This window comes from Rhodanobacter sp. FW104-R8 (assembly GCF_001617365.1).
In the GTDB taxonomy this organism is placed as follows: Bacteria; Pseudomonadota; Gammaproteobacteria; order Xanthomonadales; family Rhodanobacteraceae; genus Rhodanobacter.
The window spans coordinates 1-20,161 of the sequence record NZ_LVJR01000094.1; the positions used below are offsets into that span (position 1 = coordinate 1).

The window sequence follows — 20,161 nt, forward strand, 5'->3', positions numbered from 1 at the left end:
GCGCGGCCTGTCGACCCCGACTCACCGCCGCACAGGGGCCCCGGGTAGAGCAGCGGGCCATCGTGGCCCGCACTCATGGCGTTCGCTACGCGAACGCACAGCGAGAAGCCGTGTCGCGCCGACGCCGCGCCTTTCTCTCACTCCTCACTCCTCTCCACTCACTCCTCAAGCCCGCGCCCAACCGGCCGCTACCGTCATCACGTTGTCGAGGATTTCCCACCATGGCTGACATGCTATCGACCGGCGTATCCGGGCTGCTGGCCGCGCAGATCGGGCTGAGCACGGTGAGCCACAACGTGGCCAACGTGAATACCGACGGCTACAGCCGCCAGCTGGTGTCGTACGGCACCCGGCTGCCGGAAGGGCAGAGCGGCTACTACGTCGGCACCGGCGTCAACACCGTGGCGGTGCAGCGCGCCTACAGCCAGTTCCTCAACAGCTCGCTGTGGTCGGCCAGCTCCGGCAAGGGGCGCGCCGGCACCATGGCCAGCCTCACCGGCCAGATCAACAACCAGCTGTCCGGCAGCAGCAACCTGCAGACCTCGCTGGACAGCTTCTTCGGCGCGGTGCAGGACATGGCCAACGCACCGTCGGATATCGCCTCGCGCCAGGTACTGCTGGCCCGCGCCGGCGGCCTGGCGAGCACCTTCCGGGCGTTGTCCGGGCAGTTCAGCCAGCTTTCCGGCCAGATACAGCAGCAGATCGGCGACACCGTCGATTCGATCAACAGCGACAGCCAGTCGATTGCCAGGCTGAACGGCCTGATCCGTTCCTCGGCGGCTACCGACGGCTCGCCGCCGGGCGACCTGCTCGACCAGCGCGACGCGCTGGTGAACAAGCTGGCGGGCGAGGTCGGCGTCAGCGTGGTACCGCAGAGCGACAACACCATCAGCATCTTCGTGGGCAACGGCCAGGCCCTGGTCACCGGTACCGAGGCGCATGCGCTGGGCACCGCGCCGAACGTCTACGACGCCACCCGCAAGGAAGTGGTGGGCGCGGCCTCCGGCGCCGTGCTGAGCGGCCGCATCGGCGGCGGCACCCTGGGCGCGCTGCTGGATTTCCGCGGCAACGTGCTCGATCCCGCACAGAGCCAGCTGGGCCGCACCGCGCAGGCCCTGGCCAGCGCGTTCAACGCCCAGCACATGCAGGGAGCGGACCTGCAGGGCAGGATCGGCGGCACGTTCTTCGGCGTCGCCGGACCGAGCGTGCAGGCGGCCAGCAGCAACAGCGGCAGCGGCACGCTGGTTGCCGGCATCAGCGATATCGGCAAGCTGACCGGCAAGGATTACGTGCTGAGCTACAACGGCAGCAACTGGAGCATGCGCGACGCCAGCGGCACCAGCGTCGCGCTGAGCGGCAGCGGCACCAGCGCCGATCCCTTCAAGGCCGCCGGGTTGAGCCTGGTGGTGGGCGGCAGCGCCAGCGCCGGCGACAGCTTCCGCGTGCAGCCCAGCCGCGATGCCGCCGCCGGCTTTTCGGTGACGATCGACGATCCCGGCCGGATCGCCGCCGCGGCGCCGCTGAAGATCACCGCCGTCGCCGGCAATACCGGCACGGCGACACCCGCCGTCAGCATCAGCGACGGCAGCAACCCGGCCCTGTTCAACAACAGCTCCATCGTGTTCAGCTCGCCGACAAGCTACAGCATCGACGGCGGTGCGGCACAAGCGTTCACGCCGGGCCAGCCGATCGTCCACAACGGCTGGAGCGTGCAGCTCGGCGGCACGCCGCAGGCCGGCGACAGCTTCGGCATACAGGCCAACAGCAATGCACAGGGTGACAACAGCAATGCGCTGATGCTGGGCAAGGTGGCCAACCTCGGTGTGCTGGACGGCGGCGTCACCAGCGCCGGCCGCGCCTACGGCCAGCTGGTGAGCCAGGTCGGCAGCGCCGGTGCGCTGGCCAACGACGAGCTGACCACGCAGACTGCGGTGTACAGCCACGCGATGAGCTCGCAGCAGAGCGTCTCCGGCGTGAACCTGGACGAGGAAGCCGCCAACCTGCTGCGCTACCAGCAGGCCTACCAGGCCTCGGCCCAGGTCATCAGCACCGCCAACACCATTTTCGGCGCACTGCTCGGCGCCGTGCGAGGGTAAGCCATGCGCGTCTCCACCAGCTGGATGCAGCAGCAGTCCGTCGGCAGCATGATCGACCGCCAGGGCGACCTGTCCAACCTCAATATGCAGCTGAGCACCGGCAAGCGCATCAACCAGCCGTCCGATGATCCGGTGGGCGCGGCGCGCGCGCTGGACTTCAGCCATCTCACCGCCGACACCGCGCAGTACCAGCGCAACATCGGCACCGCCAACGCGCGGCTGGGGCTGGAGGACCAGAGCCTGGCCAATGTCAGCGGCGTGCTGGGCCGCGTGCGCACCTTGCTGCTGCAGGCGGCCAACGGTACGCAGACCGACGGCACCCGCGGCGACATCGCCGCCGAGATGGTGCAACTGCGCCAGCAACTGCTCGGCCAGGCGAACAGCAAGGATGGCCAGGGCGACTACATCTTCGCCGGCAACCGCACGGGCACGGCGCCGTTCGCCTCGCAGAACGGCGTCAGTTACGTGGGCGACGACGGCCAGCGCATGGTCGCTGCCGGCCCCGGCCTGCAGGTGGCCACCGGCGATCCGGGCAGCACGGTGTTCGCCGACATCCCCACCGGCAACGGCACGTTCGCGGTCAGTGCCGCTGCAGCCAACACGGGCGGCGCGGTGGCCGGCGCCAGCAGCGTCAGCAACCCCAACGCGAATCCCTCGGCGTGGGGCGGCGGCAGCTACCGCATCGTGTTCACCGCAGCCAATGCGTATGAAGTGCGTGATGGCGCCGGCACGGTGCTGGACAGCGGCAGCTACGACGCCACCATCGGCGGCAGCATCAACTTTCGCGGTGCGCAGGTAGCGTTCAGCGGTAAGCCCAATGCGGGCGACAGCTTCGCGCTGGGCGCCTCCGCCAGGCAGGACGTGTTCACCACGCTGGACAAGATCATCACCACGTTGCGCCAGCCCAACGGCGGCGGCGCGGACATGCAGAACAGCATCAACACGCAGTTCGCCAATCTCGACCAGGCGATCGACAACATCACGCGCACCCGTGGCATGGTCGGGGCGCGCATGAACGCGCTCGACCAGCAGAGCGGGCTCAACGACGACTTGACGCTGCAGTACAAGAGCGCGCTGTCCGGCGTGCAGGACCTGAACTACTACGACGCGATCAGCCAGCTCACCGCGCGGACCACGGCGCTGCAGGCGGCACAGCAGACGTTCACGAGGATCCAGGGCTCAAAGTTGTTCGATTATTTGCGTTGACATCTCTCAAGTTTCCATGGTGGGGGTCGAAACAGTGATTGAGGCGGCGGTGTTCCCATCGGAATCCCCGCTGGCAACCACCGCCGAATACCGGCACCTACGACCCCATCTGGAGATACTCCCATGGTCATGAGCGTCAACACCAACATCAGCTCGCTGAACGCCCAGCAGAACCTGGCCAAGTCGCAGAGCAAACTCGCCACCGCGATCATGCGACTGTCCTCGGGCATGCGCATCAACAGCGCGAAGGACGATGCCGCGGGCCTCGCCATCTCGACCCGCTTCACCACCCAGATCAACGGCTTGAACCAGGCCGTGTCGAACGCGAACGACGGCATCTCGCTGGCACAGACCACCGAGTCGGCGCTGAACGAGGTGACCAACAACATGCAGCGTATCCGTACGCTGGCGGTGCAGTCGGCCAACGCCACCAACTCCGACAGCGATCGCGCCGCACTTGATGCCGAAGTGCAACAGCGCCTTTCGGAAATCACCCGCATCTCGCAGCAGACCACGTTCAACGGCCGCCACGTGCTCGACGGCACCTTCGGCAGCGCCGCGTTCCAGATCGGCGCCAACGTCGGCGAGACGATCTCGGTCAACCTGAGCCAGGGCGCGGGCGCCAAGCAGGTCGGCCAGATGGCCAATACGCAAAGCGTCGACCTGAGCGCCATGTTTACCGCCAGCGCGGCGACGCCGGGCACGGCGACCAGCCTGGTCGTGGGCGCGTCGACCACCATCGTTGCGGGCGACTTGACCATCGGCGGCACCGCCGTGGCCGCGGGCACCTATACGGGCGCCCAGTTTGCCGCCGCGATCCAGACGGCCGGCGGCGCCGGCGTCACCGCGACCTTCAACTCCACCAGCAACCAGATCACCATCAGCAACACCAACGCGACGGCGGTGGCGATCGGCGGTACCAAGCAGGCGACCTATTTCAGCACCACCAGCGTGGCCGCGCAGACGCCGGCCTCCACCGGCATCCTCACGCTGGCCACCGGCGACCTGACGATCCAGTCGGCAAGCGGCGGCACCGCCGTCGACATGAACGGCACCTACACCAGCGCGCAGAACCTGGTCGATGCGATCAACGCCAAGGGCGTCGCCGGCGTCTCGGCCTACTACGACAGCACAAGCCACATGGTGCACCTGAACTCGCAGTCGGCGCTGACCGTGAACGGCACCAAGTCCGGCGCGGGCGCGGGCAACCTGGGCTTCACCGGCGCGGGCGCCACCGCGATCGCCACCGGCGGCAGCCTGTCCACCAGCGACGTGAAGACGGTGTCCAGCGCCAACGACACCATCAGCCGCATCGACGCCGCGCTGAACACGGTCAGCTCGATGCGCAGCGACCTGGGCGCGGTGCAGAACCGCTTCCAGTCCACCATCGCCAACCTGCAGACCATCTCGCAGAACCTGTCTGCCTCGCGCAGCCAGATCCAGGATGCCGACTTCGCCGCGGAGACCGCGAACATGTCCAGCGCGAACATCCTGCAGCAGGCCGGCGTCTCGGTGCTGGCGCAGGCCAACGCCTCCACCCAGAGCGTGCTCAAGCTGCTGCAGTAACTTGCCACCGGAGCGGCCGCGGCACATCGCGGCCGCTCCATCCATTTTGAGGGACCCCGCTTATGGCGATCACCGTCGGCTCCACCAGCACCCCGACCACGGGCCTGCTGACGTCACTGGGCGTGGGTTCCGGGCTCGACGTGGCCAATCTGGTCAGCCAGCTGGTCGCCGCGAAGAAGGCGCCGCAGCAGAACCAGATCACCAGCCAGACCAACACGGCGAACACCCAGCTTTCGGCGCTGGGCCAGGTCAGCGCTGCGCTTTCCGCGTTGCAGTCGGCGATGGCCCCGCTCACCGACGGCAGCGCCTTCACCGCCCGCGCGGTAAGCAGCAGCGACACCACCGTACTCGGCGCCAGCGCCACCGGCACTCCCGTCAACGGCAGCTACAATATCGTCGTGACGCAGCTGGCCAGCGCGCTGAAGGCTTCGTCGGGTGCATTCGCCAGCAGCAGCGCTGCGGTCGGTACCGGCACGCTGACCATCGCGGTAGGCAGCCAGTCGATGAGCCTCACCCTCGACAGCACCAACAACTCGCTGGCGGCGATCCGCGATGCGATCAACGGCGCCAGTACCAACCCCGGCGTGAGCGCCACCATCGTCACCGGCACCGACGGCGCGCACCTGGTGCTGAGCGGTACCCGCACCGGCGCGGCGAACGGTTTCTCGGTAAGCAGCAGCGGCGGCGACGGCAAGCTGGCGGCGCTGAAATACGATCCGGCGGCCTCCAGCGGCAACGGGCTGAGCGTGGTCACCGCCGCCGCAGATGCGAAGTACAGCATCGACGGCCTGGCCGCCAGCAGCGCCGGCAATACCGTCAGCAGCGCGATCGACGGCCTCACCCTGAACCTGGTCAAGGCCGGCAGCAGCACGCTGAGCGTGACCAGCGACACCAGCAAGGCCACCAGTGCGCTGACCAACCTGGTCAACACCTACAACGGCTTCGTCGGGATCTACCAGAACCTGACCAGGTACGACGCCACCAGCGGCACCGCCGGCGCACTGCTCGGCGACGCCACGCTCAACAGCATCAACAACACCTTGTCGAGCATCATCGGCGGCACCGCCAACGGCGCCTCGCTGTCCTCGATCGGCATCTCGCTGCAGGTGGACGGCACGCTGAAGTTGGACAGCGGCAAGCTGGCGACCGCGCTCGGCGACGGCGGCAAGCAGGTGGGTGCCCTGTTCGGTGGCACCAACGGCTTCGCGGCGAAGCTCAATGCTCCGCTGACCAGTTGGGTCGGCAGCCAGGGCGTGCTGGCCAGCCGCACCAGCAGCATCGGCCAGCAGCTGAGCGACCTGGCCAACCAGCAGACCGCGCTGAACAGTCGCATGGACAGCCTCACCGCGCTCTACAAGGCGCAATTCACCGCGCTCGACACGTTGATGTCCAAGCTCAACAGCACCAGCACCTACCTGCAGCAGCAGTTCGACGCGCTCACCGCGGCGAACAAGAAGTAATCAGCAAACAGGAGACACGCACATGGGATTCGGCTACGGCGCAGGCGCCTATCAGCAAGTCCGCTCGCACGGCGGGGTGGAGTCGGCCGATCCGCACGGGCTGATCACGCTGCTGATGGACGGTGCGCTGGAGCGCATGGTGAAGGCCCGCGCGCACATGCTGCGCGGCGAGGTCGCGGCAAAGGGCGAGGCGATTTCGCGTTGCATCGAGATCATCGGCGGCCTGCGCGGCAGCCTCGACCCCAAGGCGGACCCGGCCCTGGTCGGCCGGCTGGATTCGCTCTACGACTACATGAGCCGCCGCCTGCTGCAGGCCAACCTGCGCGACGACGCCAGCCTGATCGACGAGGTCAGCAACCTGCTGCAGCCGATCCGCGACAGCTGGGTGCAGATCGGCCCGTCCGTACAAGCCGCGGCAGGCGTGCCGACGCAGCCATGAGCCTGCTGGAGCGCGCCCTGCAACTGACCCGCAGCATGCTGGCCGCCGCGGGTGCACAGGAGTGGACCCGGCTGATCGAGCTGGAAGCGGAGCGTGCTCCGTTGCTGTTGCGCGAACACGAGCCGGATCCGGCGAACCGTGCCCGGCTGGGCGAGATTCTGGCGTACGATCGCCAGCTGCAGGCGCTGGTGGGCCGCGCGCGGGACTCGGCGGCCGAGCAGTGGCAACGCGAAGCCGACCGTGCCCGTGCGATCGCCGCCTACAGGCAGCCGTGACGGGCACCGGCTGCTGATGCCCGACTCCCGCAAGGCCGCCGGCGTGGCGGCTTTCGGCACCCCGTCGCGCCGCGGAGCCACACCATGACCACCAGCAGCTGGGACGATTTCGACCAACGGGTGAGCAGCGAGGAAAGCCTGCATGCCGACAGCGAACCGCTCGCCTGGCCGCCGTCGCAGGAGCTGCTGATGCGCCTGGCCGAGCGCAACGCGAACACGCTAGCGGCGATCGCCGCGCTGGAAGAGCGTCGTGCCGACCTCGGCGAGGACGACAACCCGCTGATGCAGGAAATGCTGCGGCTGGACGCCAAGCTGACCGCGCTGGTGGATATCGTCAATCACCTGCTGGCGCCCACCGGCGCGCTACCGTCGCGCCAGTCGCTGCGCTTCAATGCGGCCGGCGCGCTGTTGCCGGCCGCGCTGGTGCCGCCGGGCGGTGCGTTGCTGCTGCGGCTGCGCTTCGACGCATGCCGCAGCCTGCCGCTCGAGTTGGCGGCGCGTGCGGAACGTCAACTCGACGATGGTCGAATCTTCGTGGCGTTTGCACCGCAGGGCGACATGCTGGGTGACGCAATTGAGCGGTTGGTATTTCGCCATCATCGACGCAAAGTGGCAGAGGCCCGCCAACTGGCCGGATGAAACGTGGCACGGCCGGCGTGTCGAATGTGATGCGGTTCGCAAATACGAAACCCGATTTGCACCGGCCATGATGCCCGTCACATCTCTTGCGCGAGTCACGTCACGTAAACGTTTCCACATAAATATTTTTCGTTTCATGAAGTTACGCCTGACCCTCGCGTATGTGGAAGCGGGTCGGGCATCGCGTTTTGCCGACATGTGACGTTTTGTTGCCGCGCCAGTTCGCGAAACTGGCCTCCTTATTGCTCATGGTTCATCAGGCCGGCGACGGAAAGTCGGCACCGATGAAAAGGCAGTCCCGCCGGAAGCATGGGACTGCCAAATGTGCGGCAAGGAGAAACTGCAGTGCAAAAATTCGACTTCCTGGTCATCGAGTCCGACCAGGCACGGGTAAGCTCCGTGCTCTCGGCACTTCACTTCCTGGGTTATCGGCCGCAACACGGTGCCAGCTGCGACGGCGTCGACGAGTCCACCCATGCCTGGCGCGCCGTGTATGTCGGCAGCGTCGACGACAAGGCCGAGGCCGAACGCCAGTTCGCCCTGCTCGGCGGTGCGGCGGCCCACGTCCCGGTGCTGCTGGCCAGCGACTCGCCCTGGCTCGAGCGGTTCAGTGCCCCGGCATCGTCGTTTGCCGCGCGAATCGCCACCCTGGCATTCCCGCTGCGCTACGAGAAGATGGCCGAGGCGATGCGCAACCTCTATGCGCGCCTGCTTGGCGGGCAGTCCGGCGCCCTGCGCTTCGTCGGCAATTCGATGCCGATGGTCCGCGTCAACGCCCTGGTCCGCCAGGTCGCGCCGTTCGATTCGAGCGTGCTGGTGCTGGGCGAATCGGGCACCGGCAAGGAGATGGTGGCGCGCGCGATCCACGAGCAATCGCCGCGCCACGACAAGCCGTTCGTGGCGATCAACTGCGGAGCGATCCCTGCCGAATTGCTGGAAAGCGAATTGTTCGGCCACGAGAAGGGCTCCTTCACCGGGGCGATCAGCGCCCGCAAGGGCCGCTTCGAGATGGCCGAGGGCGGCACCCTGTTCCTCGACGAGATCGGCGACATGAGCCTGCCGATGCAGGTGAAGCTGCTGCGCGTGCTGCAGGAGCGCGCGTACGAGCGGATCGGCGGCACCAGGACCCAGCGCTGTGACGTGCGCATCATCGCCGCCACGCACCGCAACCTGGAACAGTCGATCGCCAACGGCCAGTTCCGCGAGGACCTGTTCTATCGCCTCAGCGTGTTCCCGCTGGAGCTTCCGGCACTGCGCGAGCGGCTGGAGGATCTGCCGACCCTGATCGACGAGTTCAACCAGCGGCTGGCCCGCCGCGGCCTTGGCGTGGTGCGCTTCAGTGCCGGCGCGATGCAGGCGCTGCGTGCGCATGCGTGGCCGGGCAACGTCCGCGAGCTTTCCAACCTGGTCGAGCGGATGGCGATCCTGTTCCCGCACGGCGAGGTGCGCAGCAGCGAACTGCCGGAAAAATACCGCTGCCGGCAGTCGGGCGACGAAGTGCGCGGCGCGGCCCTGCTGGCGCTGATGGAGGACGAGCCGCAGCCGGGCGAAGGCGGCGTGCATCCGGCGGACGAAGCGCTGCGCCTGCTGCCCGAGGACGGCCTCGACCTGAAGGATCACCTGGCCGACATCGAGGTGAGGCTGATCCGCCAGGCTCTCGACGCCGCCGGCGGCGTGGTGGCGCACGCCGCGCGCCTGCTGCACATGCAGCGCACCACCCTGGTGGAGAAGCTGCGCAAGTACGGCCTGCAGAACAGCCTGGCGGCGTAGGCCGGGGCCGGAGGCGCGGATCGGCGAAGCACGACATCGCCATTCGCATCGCCATGGCACGGCTCGTGCATTTACCACCTGCAAACCCGTCACGCGCCGGGATTCCGTCACGAGGCAACCAGCGACATGAGCACAATCGACGTCAACAACCTGCTTGCCCAGATGCGCCAGATGACGGCGCAGGTGCGCCTGCCGGAAACCGCCGTCAAGGCGGCGCCGGCCGGCGCCGGGCCGGCCGACTTCTCCGCGCTGCTCAGGCAATCGATCTCCGCGGTGGGCCGCAGCCAGACGGAGGCGGGCAACATGGCCGCAAGCTTCGAGCGCGGCGACCCCGGCGCCGATCTCGGGCGCACCATGATCGCGGTGCAGAAGGCCGACCTCTCGCTGCGCACGATGGTCGAGGTGCGCAACAAGCTGGTCGATGCGTACAAGGACATTATGAACATGCCGGTCTGACGCGCCCGCGCCGACCTTCGACTCCGCCCTAGCCGACGAGCAGCAGCATGGCAGACAACGCCATCGCGACGACCGCAAACAACGGTACGCGCCTGGATCCCCTCAAGCAGATCGCCAGCAATCCGGCGACGCGCCAGTTCATGCTGCTGGTGGCGGTGGCCGCGGCGGTGGCGCTGGGCGTGGCGGTGGTGCTGTGGTCGCGCGGACCGAGCTACGGCCTGCTGTACGCTGGGCTGGAGCAGAAAGACGCCGCGGCGATCACGCAGGAACTGCAGGCGAGCAACACGCCTTACCAGCTCGGCAACGACGGTTCGTCGATCATGGCGCCGACGGCCGACCTGGCCGCGCTGCGGCTCAGGCTGGCCGCGAAGGGACTGCCGCAGGGGAGCGCCGCCAGCAGCGCGCTGCCGGCCGCCGATTCGCCGTTCGGCATGAGCGACCTGGCCGAGCGCACCCGTTACCAGCAGCTGCTGGAGACCGATCTCGGCACCACCATCAGCGGCTTGCAGTCGGTACGCGCCGCGCGCGTGCACCTGGCGCTGCCGAAACCGTCGGCCTTCGTCCGCGACAGCCGCGAGGCCAGCGCATCGGTACTGGTCACGCTGTATCCGGGGCGCCAGCTCGACGCCGGCCAGGTGGCGGCGATCGTGCACCTGGTCGCGGCCAGCGTGCCGGAACTGGACCCGCGCCAGGTTTCGGTGATCGACCAGCAGGGACAGTTGCTGACCAGCGACCCGGACAGTCCGGGCGCGGTAGGCGACAACCGCCTGCGCATGACCACGCGCATCGAGAACACCTATGCCCAGCGCATCGAGGAGCTGCTGACGCCGCTGGTCGGCCCCGGCCGCGTGCGCGCGCAGGTCTACGCGGACCTGGATTTCAGCCAGAGCGAGAAGGCCACCGAAACCTTCGGCCACGATCACCCGGCCCTGCGCAGCGAGCAGACCAGCAGCGAGCACCGCGGCGGCGGCACCGCTGCGGCGGGCGGCGTGCCCGGCGCGCTCAGCAACCAGCCGCCGACCCTGGTGGCGCAACCGACCGCGGCCAGGCCGGAGGCCGGCAAGCCCGGCAGCGCCGGCGCAACGGCGACGGCGGCCGGCGGTACCGGCGAGAACTCCAGCAGCGCCACCCGCAACTACGAACTCGACCGCACCATCAGCCATGTCAGCGACCCGGCCGGCCGGCTGGCCCGCCTCACCGTGGCGGTGGTGCTGGACGACAAGCTGGTCGCTCCCGCCGCCGATCCGGTCAGCGGCGCGGCCACGGAGGCCAAGAGCGTGCCGTTCAGCGCGCAGGAACTGCAGCGCCTTACCGAGCTGACCAAGAACGCGGTGGGCTTCAACGCCGCGCGTGGCGACAGCGTCAGCGTGGTCAACCAGGCATTCCATCGCGATCCCGCGCCGGATGCCCTGCCGGCGACGCCGCTGTGGGAGCGGCCCGGCGCGATGGATCTGTTCAAGCAGGGGCTAGGCGTGCTGATCGCGCTGCTGGTGGCGTTCGGCCTGCTGCGCCCGCTGCTGAAGGGGCTGCTGCGCGGCGAGGCGACGGCGCGTGCGCTGCCGGCGCCGATGCCGAAGATCTCGGTGCGCGTGGACGACGAGCCGGCCCGGCTCGACGCCGTGCCGACGCTCGCCTACGAGCAGCGCATCGGCCAAGCGCGGCGGATGGTCGGCGAAAACTCCAAGCAGGTGGCGCAAGTGGTGAGGAACTGGGTGAGCGAAGATGGCAATTAACCGTCCCGACGCAACCATCAGCGGCGCGCAGCGCGCGGCCATCCTGCTGCTGACGCTCGGCGAGCAGGACGCCGCCGAGGTGCTCAAGCATCTCAGCGCCCGCGACGTGCAGGCGGTGGGCACCGCCATGGCGGCACTCTCCAGCGTGTCGCGCGAACACGTCGAACACGTGCTGGACAAGCTCGGCGAGGACATGGGCCGGCAGACCGCGCTGGGCGTGGGCACCGAGGAATACATCCGCAAGATCCTGGTCAACGCGCTGGGCGAGAGCAAGGCCGGCGGCCTGATCGACCGCATCCTGCTCGGCCGCAGCAGCAAGGGGCTCGAATCGCTGAAGTGGATGGAGAGCCGCGCCATCGCCGAGATGATCAACCAGGAGCATCCGCAGATCATCGCGCTGGTGCTGGCGCACCTGGAGCCCGACCAGGCGGCCGAGGTGATCGGCTACCTGCCGCCGCGCGTGCGCTCCGACGCGGTGATGCGCATCGCCACGCTGGACGGCGTGCAGCCGCACGCGCTGAACGAACTGGACGAGATCATGGAGCGCCAGTTCTCCGGCAACACCAAGAAACTCAAGTCAGCCAGCGTCGGCGGGCTGAAGGCCGCCGCCGACATCCTCAACGCGATGGAAACCAGCCGCGAAACCGAACTGATGACGGCGATCCGCAGCCACGACGAGGCGCTCGGCGGGCGCATCGAGGACCTGATGTTCGTCTTCGACGACCTGGCGGAGCTGGACGACCGCGGCATGCAGCAACTGCTGCGCGAAGTGCCGTCGGGCACCCTGGTCACCGCGCTCAAGGGCGCCGAACCGGAAGTGCGCGAGAGGATCTTCGCCAACATGTCCAAGCGTGCCGCCGACATGATGCGCGACGACCTGGAGGTGAAGGGCCCGGTGCGCCTGAGCGAGGTCGACGCCGCGCAGAAGGAGGTGCTGGCCACCGCCAGGAAGCTGGCCGATGCCGGCCAGCTCAGCCTGAGCTCCGGCGGGGATGAGTACGTCTGATGGCGGCCGCGGTCCACAACGCGGTGGCGGATTTCCAGCGCTGGGAGCTGCCGAACGTGGGCACCCGGCCGATGCCGTCGAGGGCGGCCGACGCGTCGCCGCAACCGACCGTGCGCGAACTGGCGGCGCTCGAGCAGCAGGCGCGCGAGGAAGGCTATGCCGCCGGCCTCGCCGAAGGCCGGGAGGCGGCGCAGCTGCAGTTGCGCCAGCGCATGGCCCAGCTCGACGCATTGTACGAAGCGGCGGCGCGCCCGCTGCTGGCGCTCGACGAACAGGCCGGGCAGGAACTGGCGCGGCTGGCCACGGTGGTGGCCGGCCGGGTGATCGTGCGCGAACTGCAGCTGTCGCCCGACCTGGTCGCGCGCGCCGTGCGCGAGGCGGCCGGCGCGCTGCCGGCGGCCACCCGCGAGCTTCGGGTGCACGTGCATCCGGAGGACCTGGCCTTGCTGCGCGAGCTGGGAGCAGCCGAAAGCCATTGGCAGCTCCTCGCCGATCCCGCGCTGGCGCGTGGTGATTGCCGGCTCGAAAGCGAGCGCTCGCGCCTCGACGCGCGGGTGGAAACCCGCCTGGCGGCGGTGATCGACGCCGTGCTCGGCGACGATGCCGAATCCACCGGCGGTGACGCATGAGTACCGACGCCGATCGCGATGTCACCGACGGCGCGCGCCGCGCGCGCTGGCAGCGGCGGTTTGCCCGATACGCCGCGCGCGCCGTTGCGGCGCGCCCGCTGACGGTGGAAGGCAGCCTGCGCCGCGTGGTCGGCCTGACCCTGGAAGCGGAAGGCTGCGAGGCCGCGCTCGGCGCGCGCTGCCTGGTCGACACGGCCGACGGCGCAATGCTCGAGACCGAAGTGGTCGGCTTTGCCGACGAGCGCCTGCTGCTGATGCCGGTAGGCGACATGCACGGCGTGCTGCCCAATGCACGGGTTCGCCCGTGCGCGCACAGTGGCGACCTGCCGGTCGGCATGGGCTTGCTGGGCCGGGTGATCGGCGCCGACGGCGTACCGCTGGACGGGCTGGGCCCGCTGGACTCGGACGAGCACGCCGCGCTCAAGCGCGAACCGATCAACCCGATGGCGCGCAAGCCGATCGACGCGCCGCTGGACGTCGGCGTGCGCGCGATCAACGCGCTGCTCACCGTCGGCCGCGGCCAGCGGCTGGGCCTGTTCGCCGGTTCCGGCGTGGGCAAGTCCACCCTGCTCGGCATGATGACCCGCTACACCAACGCCGACGTGGTGGTGGTCGGGCTGATCGGCGAGCGCGGCCGCGAAGTGAAGGAATTCGTCGAGCACACGCTGGGCGAGGAAGGCCGGCGCCGCGCGGTGATCGTCGCCGCGCCGGCCGACGCGCCGCCGCTGAAGCGCCTGCGCGGCGCGCAATACGCCACCGCGATCGCCGAGTGGTTCCGCGACCGCGGCCAGCGCGTGCTGCTGCTGATGGATTCGCTGACCCGCTACGCCCAGGCGCAGCGCGAGATCGCGCTGGCGATCGGCGAGCCGCCGGCGACCAAGGGCTACCCGCCGTCGGTGTTCGCGATGATGCCGGCGCTGGTCGAGCGCGCCGGCAACGACGCCGACGGCCGCGGTTCGATCACCGCGTTCTACACCGTGCTGACCGAGGGCGACGACTACCGCCACGATCCGATCGCCGATGCGGCGCGCGCGATCCTGGACGGCCATATCGTGCTGTCGCGCGACCTCGCCGAAGCCGGCCACTACCCGGCCATCGACATCGAGGCGTCGATCAGCCGCGTGATGCCGGCGGTGGTGAGCCGCGAGCACCTGCGCGCGGCGCAGCGTTTCCGCCAGGTCTATTCCGCCTATCGCCAGCAGCGCGACCTGATCGCGGTGGGCGCGTACCAGAAAGGTTCCGACCCGCAGGTCGACCAGGCGATCGAAATGTGGCCGCAGCTGCGCGCCTTCCTGCAGCAGGAAGTCGACGAGCCGATGGCGCTCGACACAGCCATCGACAAGCTCGCTGCCCTCGCCGAACAGGTGGCCGGATGAATTCGCGCACGAAACAGCTGGAACCCGCGGTGGAGCAGGCCAGGCAGCGCAGCGAGGAAGCGCTGGCGAAGCTGGCCGCGCAGCAGCAGCAACTGGCCAGGGCCGAGCTGCAGCTTGGCGAACTGCAGCGCTACCGGGGCGAGTATGCCGCCGCCGGCGACGCTGCGCTGGGCGTGGCGGCGCTGCTCAACCGCCGGAAATTCGTCGAGCGGATCGACCAGGCGATCACGCAGCAGACCGCCGAAGTCGGCCGCCAGAGCCGGCAGCTGGAGCAGATGCGGGAGCGCTGGCAGCAGGCGCACGCCCGCGAAAGCGCGCTGGACAGCGTCGTCGCCCAGCACCGCGAGCACGAGCGCCGGGCCGAGGCCCGGCACGAGCAGGCCGAAGTCGACGAGCGCATGCAGCACCGGCGGCTGCGATGAGCGGCCCGATCGTGCAGCCATCGCCGGCACCTGCCGCGTTTCCACGTGAAGGGAAGTCCTTGCCATGACCACGCCAGCCGTCGCCCCCGGCCCGCCCGCACCGACACCTCCGCGCACCGCGGCCGCAGGCGGCCCCCGCGAAGATGCCGCGGCGCCGGGCCCATTCGACCGCCAGTTGCACGCGGCGCGCCAGCAGCGCGATGCGGCGGGTGTAGATCCCTCGTCGAAAGCGCCGGAGCGCCGCGAGCAGGCGCCAGCGCCGCGCCAGCCGGACGCCGCTGCGCCCGCCGCCGATCCGCCGGCCGCGACGGGGCCCCGGCCGGCACCGGCATCGGGCGCCGTGGCGGTGGCGACGGATGCCGCAGCGCCTGCAGCGAAAGCGCCGGCGGAGAAGGATGCTTCGGGCGAGCCGGCGGCATCGGCCCTGGCCGGCGCCATGCTCGCACTGCTCGGCCCGTCGGTCGCCGGCGTGCTGCGCCCCGCCGTGACCGGGGCCGTCGACGTCGTGCCGGCGGGCGGCAAGAGCGTGGCCTCCGACGCCGGCGCCGCCACGTCGCTGCGGCTCGACGCTGCCGCTGCCGTCGAGCTGCCCGTGACGGCCGTCGTGGCAGCGGTGTCCGGGCGCGGCCCGTTGCCGGTGGTCGATACCGGCCGGGAGCCGTCGAAAGACGCGGTGACGCCGATCGCGCTGCCGGGCCAACCGCCGCCCGCCGCGCCGGTGGTTCCGCATGCGCTGCAGCTGCAGTCGCCGCCGGGCGGCCCGGCGTTCGGCCAGGAACTCGGCCAGCACGTGGCCTGGCTGGGCGGGCAGGACATCAAGCAGGCACGGATCCGGCTGCATCCCGAGGAGCTGGGCTCGCTCGACGTCAATGTCAGCGTGACGCACGGTCGCGTGGACGTGGTGTTCAGCGCGCAGCATCCGGCGGCCGTGGCGGCCGTGCAGCAAGGCCTGCCGCAGCTGGACCAGATGCTGGCCCGGCACGGCCTCTCGCTGGGCCACGCCGAGGTGGGGCAGCGCGATCGCGGCGATGGCCGCCGTCGCGCCGGCCATGCCGGCGCGGGCGTGGCGGACGAGATCGCCGAAGTCCACGGCATCGGCCCGGCGGCATCGCCCGGCCGGGTCGGCCTGCTCGACGCGTTCGCGTAACGCGGGCGAATCCGCGCTTCATCGCATCCGCACTTTGCGGTTTTCTCCGCGCGCGGAAATCGCCGGGGCGGGAGTGCGCCTGCACCGCCGGCCGGCACGTCGCGATCGCGTCGCGACGATGCGCCGGCAGGCGTCAAGAAAGCGCCGCGCGGCGTGCCGCGTTCGCGTGCGATGCCGTCAAATCCAGCTGGAACAACGTTTCCCGTGGATGGCACGTGGTTTGCTTCTGTTGGTGGGCGCTCCCGCCGAGCGCATTCCAAACCATGGCAGACCGAGGTTTTCATGATCGACGACGAACAAGCCGTAGCGGTGGCCGACGCGCCGGCGGAGCGCAACAGCCGCAAGCCGCTGGTGATTGGCGTGGCCGTGGCGTTGCTGCTGGCGCTGGGTGTCGGCGGCTACGCCTGGCAGGCGCGCCAGGGCACGCATGCCGCGAACGACAGGGCGAAGGCTCCCGACGTCGGCAAGGCCGAGCTGTACCTGCCGCTGGATCCGGCCTTCGTGGTGAATTTCCGCGATGCCGGATCGCTGCGCTACCTGCAGGTGGGGGTAACCCTGATGTCGCACGATCCCGAGGCGATCAACGTGGCGAAGGCCGCCGACCCGGTGCTTCGCGATGCCCTGGTGGCGCTGTTCAGCAACCAGGACTACTCGATCATCAGCGACGCCGCCGGCCGCCAGAAGCTCCAGGAGCAGGCGCTGGACGCGGTGCGCAAGATCGTCCGGGCGCGGCTCGGCCGGCCCGGCATCGACGCGCTGTATTTCACCAGCTTCGTGATGCAGTAACGGATGCCGCGCGCATGAGCGATCTGCTTTCCCAGGACGAGATCGACGCGCTGCTCGACGGCGTCGCCGGCGGCGCGGTGAGCACCGGCAGCGACGAGCCGTTGCCGCCCGATGCGGTGCTCGCCTACGACTTCACCCAGCAGGACCGCATCGTGCGCGGCCGCCTGCCCACGCTGGAGATGGTCAACGACCGCTTCGCGCGGTTCTTCCGCACCGGCGTCTTCAGCGTGCTGCGCAAGACCTGCGAGGTCTCGGTGCTGGGCGTGAAGATGGTCAAGTTCGCCGAGTACGTGCACGGCCTGGCGGTGCCGAGCAACCTCAACCTGGTACGCATCAAGCCGCTGCGCGGCACCGCGCTGGTGGTGTTCGAGCCGCGCCTGGTGTTCACCGTGATCGACAACTTCTTCGGCGGCGACGGCCGCTACCACGCCCGCATCGAGGGGCGCGACTTCACCGCCACCGAGAACCGCGTGATCCAGATCATGCTGGGCGAGCTGTTCGGCGCGATGGCCGAGGCGTGGGCGCCGGTGCTGGGGCTGCAGTTCGAGTACCAGAGCTCGGAGATCAATCCGCAGTTCGCCAACATCGTCAGCCCGACCGAGACGGTGGTGGTGTCGCGCTTCCACGTCGAGCTCGACGGCGGCGGCGGCGAGATCCACCTGACCCTGCCGTACGCGATGGTCGAGCCGATCCGCAACCTGCTCGACGCCGGCGTGCAGAGCGACCGCGCCGACCGCGACGACCGCTGGGCGGAGATGCTGCAGGAGGAAGTGCTCGACGCGGAAGTGGGCCTCAGCTCGCTGCTGCTCGACGTGCAGCTCAGCCTCGGCGAGTTCCTGCACCTGCGGCCGGGCGACGTGATCCCCGTGCAGTTGCCCGAACTGGCCACCGTCTACGCCGAAGACGTGCCGGTGTTCCGCGGCCGCTACGGCCAGTCCGGCGGCCGCAACGCCGTGCGTTTCCATGTCCAGGCCGGGCGGCGCGAAAGGCGCGCGGCCGGCGACCTTTCCAGAGAGAAGAATCCCGCATGAACCAGCCTACTGAAGCCGCGTCCGCCCACGCCAGCGAGCGCGTCGAGTTCGATTCGCTGCACGGCACCGCCGCAGGCAGCGGCGAGGTCAACCTCGACATGATCCTGGACGTGCCGGTGACCCTGGCCATGGAGGTCGGCCGCACCCGCATCAGCATCCGCAACCTGCTGCAGCTGAACCAGGGTTCGGTGGTGGAGCTGGACCGCGCCGCCGGCGAGCCGCTGGATGTGTTCGTCAACGGCACCCTGGTGGCGCACGGCGAAGTGGTGGTGATCAACGAGAAGTTCGGCATCCGCCTGACCGACGTGATCAGCCCGGCCGAGCGCGTGCGGAAGTTGCGGTGACAACGGCCGTGATGACCAGGCCTTCGTCTGTTGAGAGCCGGGATGCGGATCGCGCAGGCAGGATGCCGGAGCGAACATCGGCGAAGCCGATGGCCCCCAGGGCAAGCCGCCGATGCGGCGAGTCATACGGGATACGCATGGCGCTGGCGCCGGTGGCGCTGCCGGCGGCCGACATCAACGTGGGCGGCGAGTTGCTGCGCGTGCTGCTCAGCCTTGCCGCGGTGGTGGCGCTGATCTTCGTCGCGGGCTGGCTGAGCCGGCGCCTGCAGGTGCGCAGCCGGCCCGGCGGGCGGCGCATCCGCTGCGTGGAGACGTTCGCGGTGGGTGCGCGCGAGCGGCTGCTGCTGCTCGACGCCGACGGCAAGCGCCTGCTGGTCGGCATGGGGCCGGGCGGCATGCGCACGCTGCACGTCTACGACGGCACGCCCGCCGAACCCACCGTGCCCACCGCACCGGCGCTGCCCGCGTTCGGCGAGTTGCTGGCGCGCTGGAAGCGCGGCTCATGAAGTCGTGGCGCTGGGTCATCGCCGTCCTGCTGCTGGCCCTGCCGCTGGCGACGTTGGCGGCACCGCCGGGGATACCGCTGGTGAACGTGCAGAACGCGCCCGGCGGCGGCCAGAACTGGACGCTGTCGCTGCAGGTGCTGGCGCTGATGACGGCGCTGACCCTGCTGCCGGCGATCGCGCTGATGATGACCTCGTTCACCCGCATCGTCATCGTGCTCGGTTTCCTGCGCCAGGCACTGGGCACGCAGTCGACGCCGCCGAACCAGGTGCTGCTGGGGTTGTCGCTGTTCCTCACCCTGTTCGTGATGTCGCCGGTGCTCAATCGCGCCTGGGTCGACGGCGTGAAACCGTACATGGATGGCCAGCTCGCCGCCGAGCAGGCGCTGCCGGCGGCCGCGGCGCCGTTCAAGCGCTTCATGCTCGACCAGACCCGCGAGGCAGACCTGCAGCTGTTCACCCGGCTGGCCCGGGAGAAACCCTACGCCGGCAAGGCCGACGTGCCGTTCAAGGTGGCGATGCCGGCGTTCCTCACCAGCGAGCTGAAGACCGCGTTCCAGATGGGCTTCCTGCTGTTCATCCCGTTCCTGATCATCGACCTGGTGGTGGCCAGCGTGCTGATGTCGATGGGCATGATGATGGTCTCGCCGATGATCATCTCGCTGCCGTTCAAGATCATGCTGTTCGTGCTGGTGGATGGCTGGACGCTGCTGCTCGGGACCCTGGCCGGGAGCTTCTACACGTGACCGCGCATCGGCTGGCCGCAGCCTTCGTAGGAGCCCGCTCGCGGGCGATGCTCTCGCTCGTCCCCGCATTCAGAGCGAAGAGCTTTCAGAGCAAGAGCTTTCGTCTGCCTGCGGCAGCCGAGTCACTTTCTCTTTGCGTGGCCAAAGAGAAAGTAACCCAAGAGAAAGGCCACCCCGCTTGCGCGCCTTGCGGGCATCCTGCCCGCAAGGTTCGCGGCCGGGCTACGGGATTTTTCGACAGCACATCCTGTGCTGGCGAAAAACTGGCCGGCATCCATGCCGGCCACCCTACGGGCTTTCCTTCGCCCGCCCGCCGCTGCAGAGGGGCCCCAGGTAGAGCAGCGGGCCATCGTGGCCCGCACTCTTCAGAAAAGCCAAAGCAACAGCCAGATCAACAGCAGTGCAACAGCAGCGCTGGACTTTGCTCTGTGGCTTTTGCTTCCCAGCTTCATCATCGAGTGCGGGCCACGATGGCCCGCTGCTCTACCCGGGGCCCCTGTGCGGCGGTGAGTCGGGGTCGACAGGCCGCGC

20 protein-coding genes are annotated in these 20,161 nt (G+C 69.4%); all 20 read left to right on the forward strand.

Annotated elements, in window-relative coordinates:
• The first annotated feature begins 221 nt into the window (after positions 1 to 221).
• Positions 222 to 2,096: a flagellar hook-associated protein FlgK gene (gene flgK / locus RHOFW104R8_RS12420; RefSeq protein ID WP_068095249.1), complete on the forward strand. Its 1,875-nt coding sequence runs from the start codon at positions 222 to 224 to the stop codon at positions 2,094 to 2,096.
• Positions 2,097 to 2,099: 3 nt separating this feature from the next.
• Positions 2,100 to 3,302 carry a flagellar hook-associated protein FlgL gene (flgL, locus tag RHOFW104R8_RS12425; RefSeq protein ID WP_068095247.1) on the forward strand — a complete coding sequence of 401 codons (1,203 nt, stop codon included), beginning with the start codon at positions 2,100 to 2,102 and terminating at the stop codon, positions 3,300 to 3,302.
• Positions 3,303 to 3,425: 123 nt separating this feature from the next.
• Positions 3,426 to 4,868, forward strand: coding sequence for a flagellin (locus tag RHOFW104R8_RS12430; RefSeq protein ID WP_068095245.1), 1,443 nt, complete (start codon positions 3,426 to 3,428; stop codon positions 4,866 to 4,868).
• A gap of 62 nt (positions 4,869 to 4,930) precedes the next feature.
• Positions 4,931 to 6,328: a flagellar filament capping protein FliD gene (gene fliD / locus RHOFW104R8_RS12435; protein WP_068095243.1), complete on the forward strand. Its 1,398-nt coding sequence runs from the start codon at positions 4,931 to 4,933 to the stop codon at positions 6,326 to 6,328.
• Between the two features lie 22 nt (positions 6,329 to 6,350).
• Positions 6,351 to 6,767, forward strand: coding sequence for a flagellar export chaperone FliS (gene fliS / locus RHOFW104R8_RS12440; RefSeq protein ID WP_068095241.1), 417 nt, complete (start codon positions 6,351 to 6,353; stop codon positions 6,765 to 6,767).
• Positions 6,764 to 7,042: a hypothetical protein gene (locus RHOFW104R8_RS12445; protein WP_068095240.1), complete on the forward strand. Its 279-nt coding sequence runs from the start codon at positions 6,764 to 6,766 to the stop codon at positions 7,040 to 7,042. The genes fliS and RHOFW104R8_RS12445 overlap by 4 nt, the downstream gene beginning before the upstream one ends.
• Before the next feature lie 84 nt (positions 7,043 to 7,126).
• Complete coding sequence (locus tag RHOFW104R8_RS12450) at positions 7,127 to 7,681, forward strand: PilZ domain-containing protein (RefSeq protein ID WP_068095238.1); 555 nt, start codon at positions 7,127 to 7,129, stop codon at positions 7,679 to 7,681.
• Positions 7,682 to 8,026: 345 nt separating this feature from the next.
• Positions 8,027 to 9,451: a sigma 54-interacting transcriptional regulator gene (locus tag RHOFW104R8_RS12455; RefSeq protein WP_082823618.1), complete on the forward strand. Its 1,425-nt coding sequence runs from the start codon at positions 8,027 to 8,029 to the stop codon at positions 9,449 to 9,451.
• A 126-nt stretch (positions 9,452 to 9,577) separates the two neighbouring features.
• Positions 9,578 to 9,907, forward strand: coding sequence for a flagellar hook-basal body complex protein FliE (gene fliE, locus RHOFW104R8_RS12460; protein ID WP_068095234.1), 330 nt, complete (start codon positions 9,578 to 9,580; stop codon positions 9,905 to 9,907).
• 47 nt (positions 9,908 to 9,954) lie between these two features.
• Complete coding sequence (fliF, locus tag RHOFW104R8_RS12465) at positions 9,955 to 11,640, forward strand: flagellar basal-body MS-ring/collar protein FliF (protein WP_068095232.1); 1,686 nt, start codon at positions 9,955 to 9,957, stop codon at positions 11,638 to 11,640.
• Between the two features lie 16 nt (positions 11,641 to 11,656).
• Positions 11,657 to 12,646, forward strand: coding sequence for a flagellar motor switch protein FliG (gene fliG / locus RHOFW104R8_RS12470; RefSeq protein ID WP_201028758.1), 990 nt, complete (start codon positions 11,657 to 11,659; stop codon positions 12,644 to 12,646).
• Positions 12,646 to 13,275 carry a FliH/SctL family protein gene (locus tag RHOFW104R8_RS12475; RefSeq protein WP_068095228.1) on the forward strand — a complete coding sequence of 210 codons (630 nt, stop codon included), beginning with the start codon at positions 12,646 to 12,648 and terminating at the stop codon, positions 13,273 to 13,275. The genes fliG and RHOFW104R8_RS12475 overlap by 1 nt, the downstream gene beginning before the upstream one ends.
• Entirely contained in the window at positions 13,272 to 14,651 is a 1,380-nt protein-coding gene (gene fliI / locus RHOFW104R8_RS12480) for a flagellar protein export ATPase FliI (protein ID WP_068095226.1), read from the forward strand. Before RHOFW104R8_RS12475 ends, fliI begins: the two co-directional genes overlap by 4 nt.
• Positions 14,648 to 15,073: a flagellar export protein FliJ gene (fliJ, locus tag RHOFW104R8_RS12485; protein WP_068095224.1), complete on the forward strand. Its 426-nt coding sequence runs from the start codon at positions 14,648 to 14,650 to the stop codon at positions 15,071 to 15,073. The genes fliI and fliJ overlap by 4 nt, the downstream gene beginning before the upstream one ends.
• A 64-nt stretch (positions 15,074 to 15,137) precedes the next feature.
• On the forward strand, positions 15,138 to 16,220 hold the full coding sequence (locus tag RHOFW104R8_RS12490) for a flagellar hook-length control protein FliK (RefSeq protein WP_153021721.1): 1,083 nt from the start codon (positions 15,138 to 15,140) through the stop codon (positions 16,218 to 16,220).
• A gap of 282 nt (positions 16,221 to 16,502) precedes the next feature.
• Positions 16,503 to 17,006: a flagellar basal body-associated protein FliL gene (gene fliL / locus RHOFW104R8_RS12495; RefSeq protein WP_068095219.1), complete on the forward strand. Its 504-nt coding sequence runs from the start codon at positions 16,503 to 16,505 to the stop codon at positions 17,004 to 17,006.
• Between the two features lie 14 nt (positions 17,007 to 17,020).
• On the forward strand, positions 17,021 to 18,037 hold the full coding sequence (fliM, locus tag RHOFW104R8_RS12500) for a flagellar motor switch protein FliM (protein WP_068095217.1): 1,017 nt from the start codon (positions 17,021 to 17,023) through the stop codon (positions 18,035 to 18,037).
• The gene (gene fliN, locus RHOFW104R8_RS12505) at positions 18,034 to 18,381 is read left to right on the forward strand and encodes a flagellar motor switch protein FliN (RefSeq protein ID WP_068095216.1); all 348 of its coding nucleotides are present in this window, start codon (positions 18,034 to 18,036) and stop codon (positions 18,379 to 18,381) included. The genes fliM and fliN overlap by 4 nt, the downstream gene beginning before the upstream one ends.
• Positions 18,382 to 18,518: 137 nt before the next feature.
• Positions 18,519 to 18,887, forward strand: coding sequence for a flagellar biosynthetic protein FliO (fliO, locus tag RHOFW104R8_RS12510; protein WP_068095214.1), 369 nt, complete (start codon positions 18,519 to 18,521; stop codon positions 18,885 to 18,887).
• The gene (gene fliP / locus RHOFW104R8_RS12515; RefSeq protein WP_068095212.1) at positions 18,884 to 19,630 is read left to right on the forward strand and encodes a flagellar type III secretion system pore protein FliP; all 747 of its coding nucleotides are present in this window, start codon (positions 18,884 to 18,886) and stop codon (positions 19,628 to 19,630) included. Before fliO ends, fliP begins: the two co-directional genes overlap by 4 nt.
• The last annotated feature ends 531 nt before the right edge of the window (positions 19,631 to 20,161 follow it).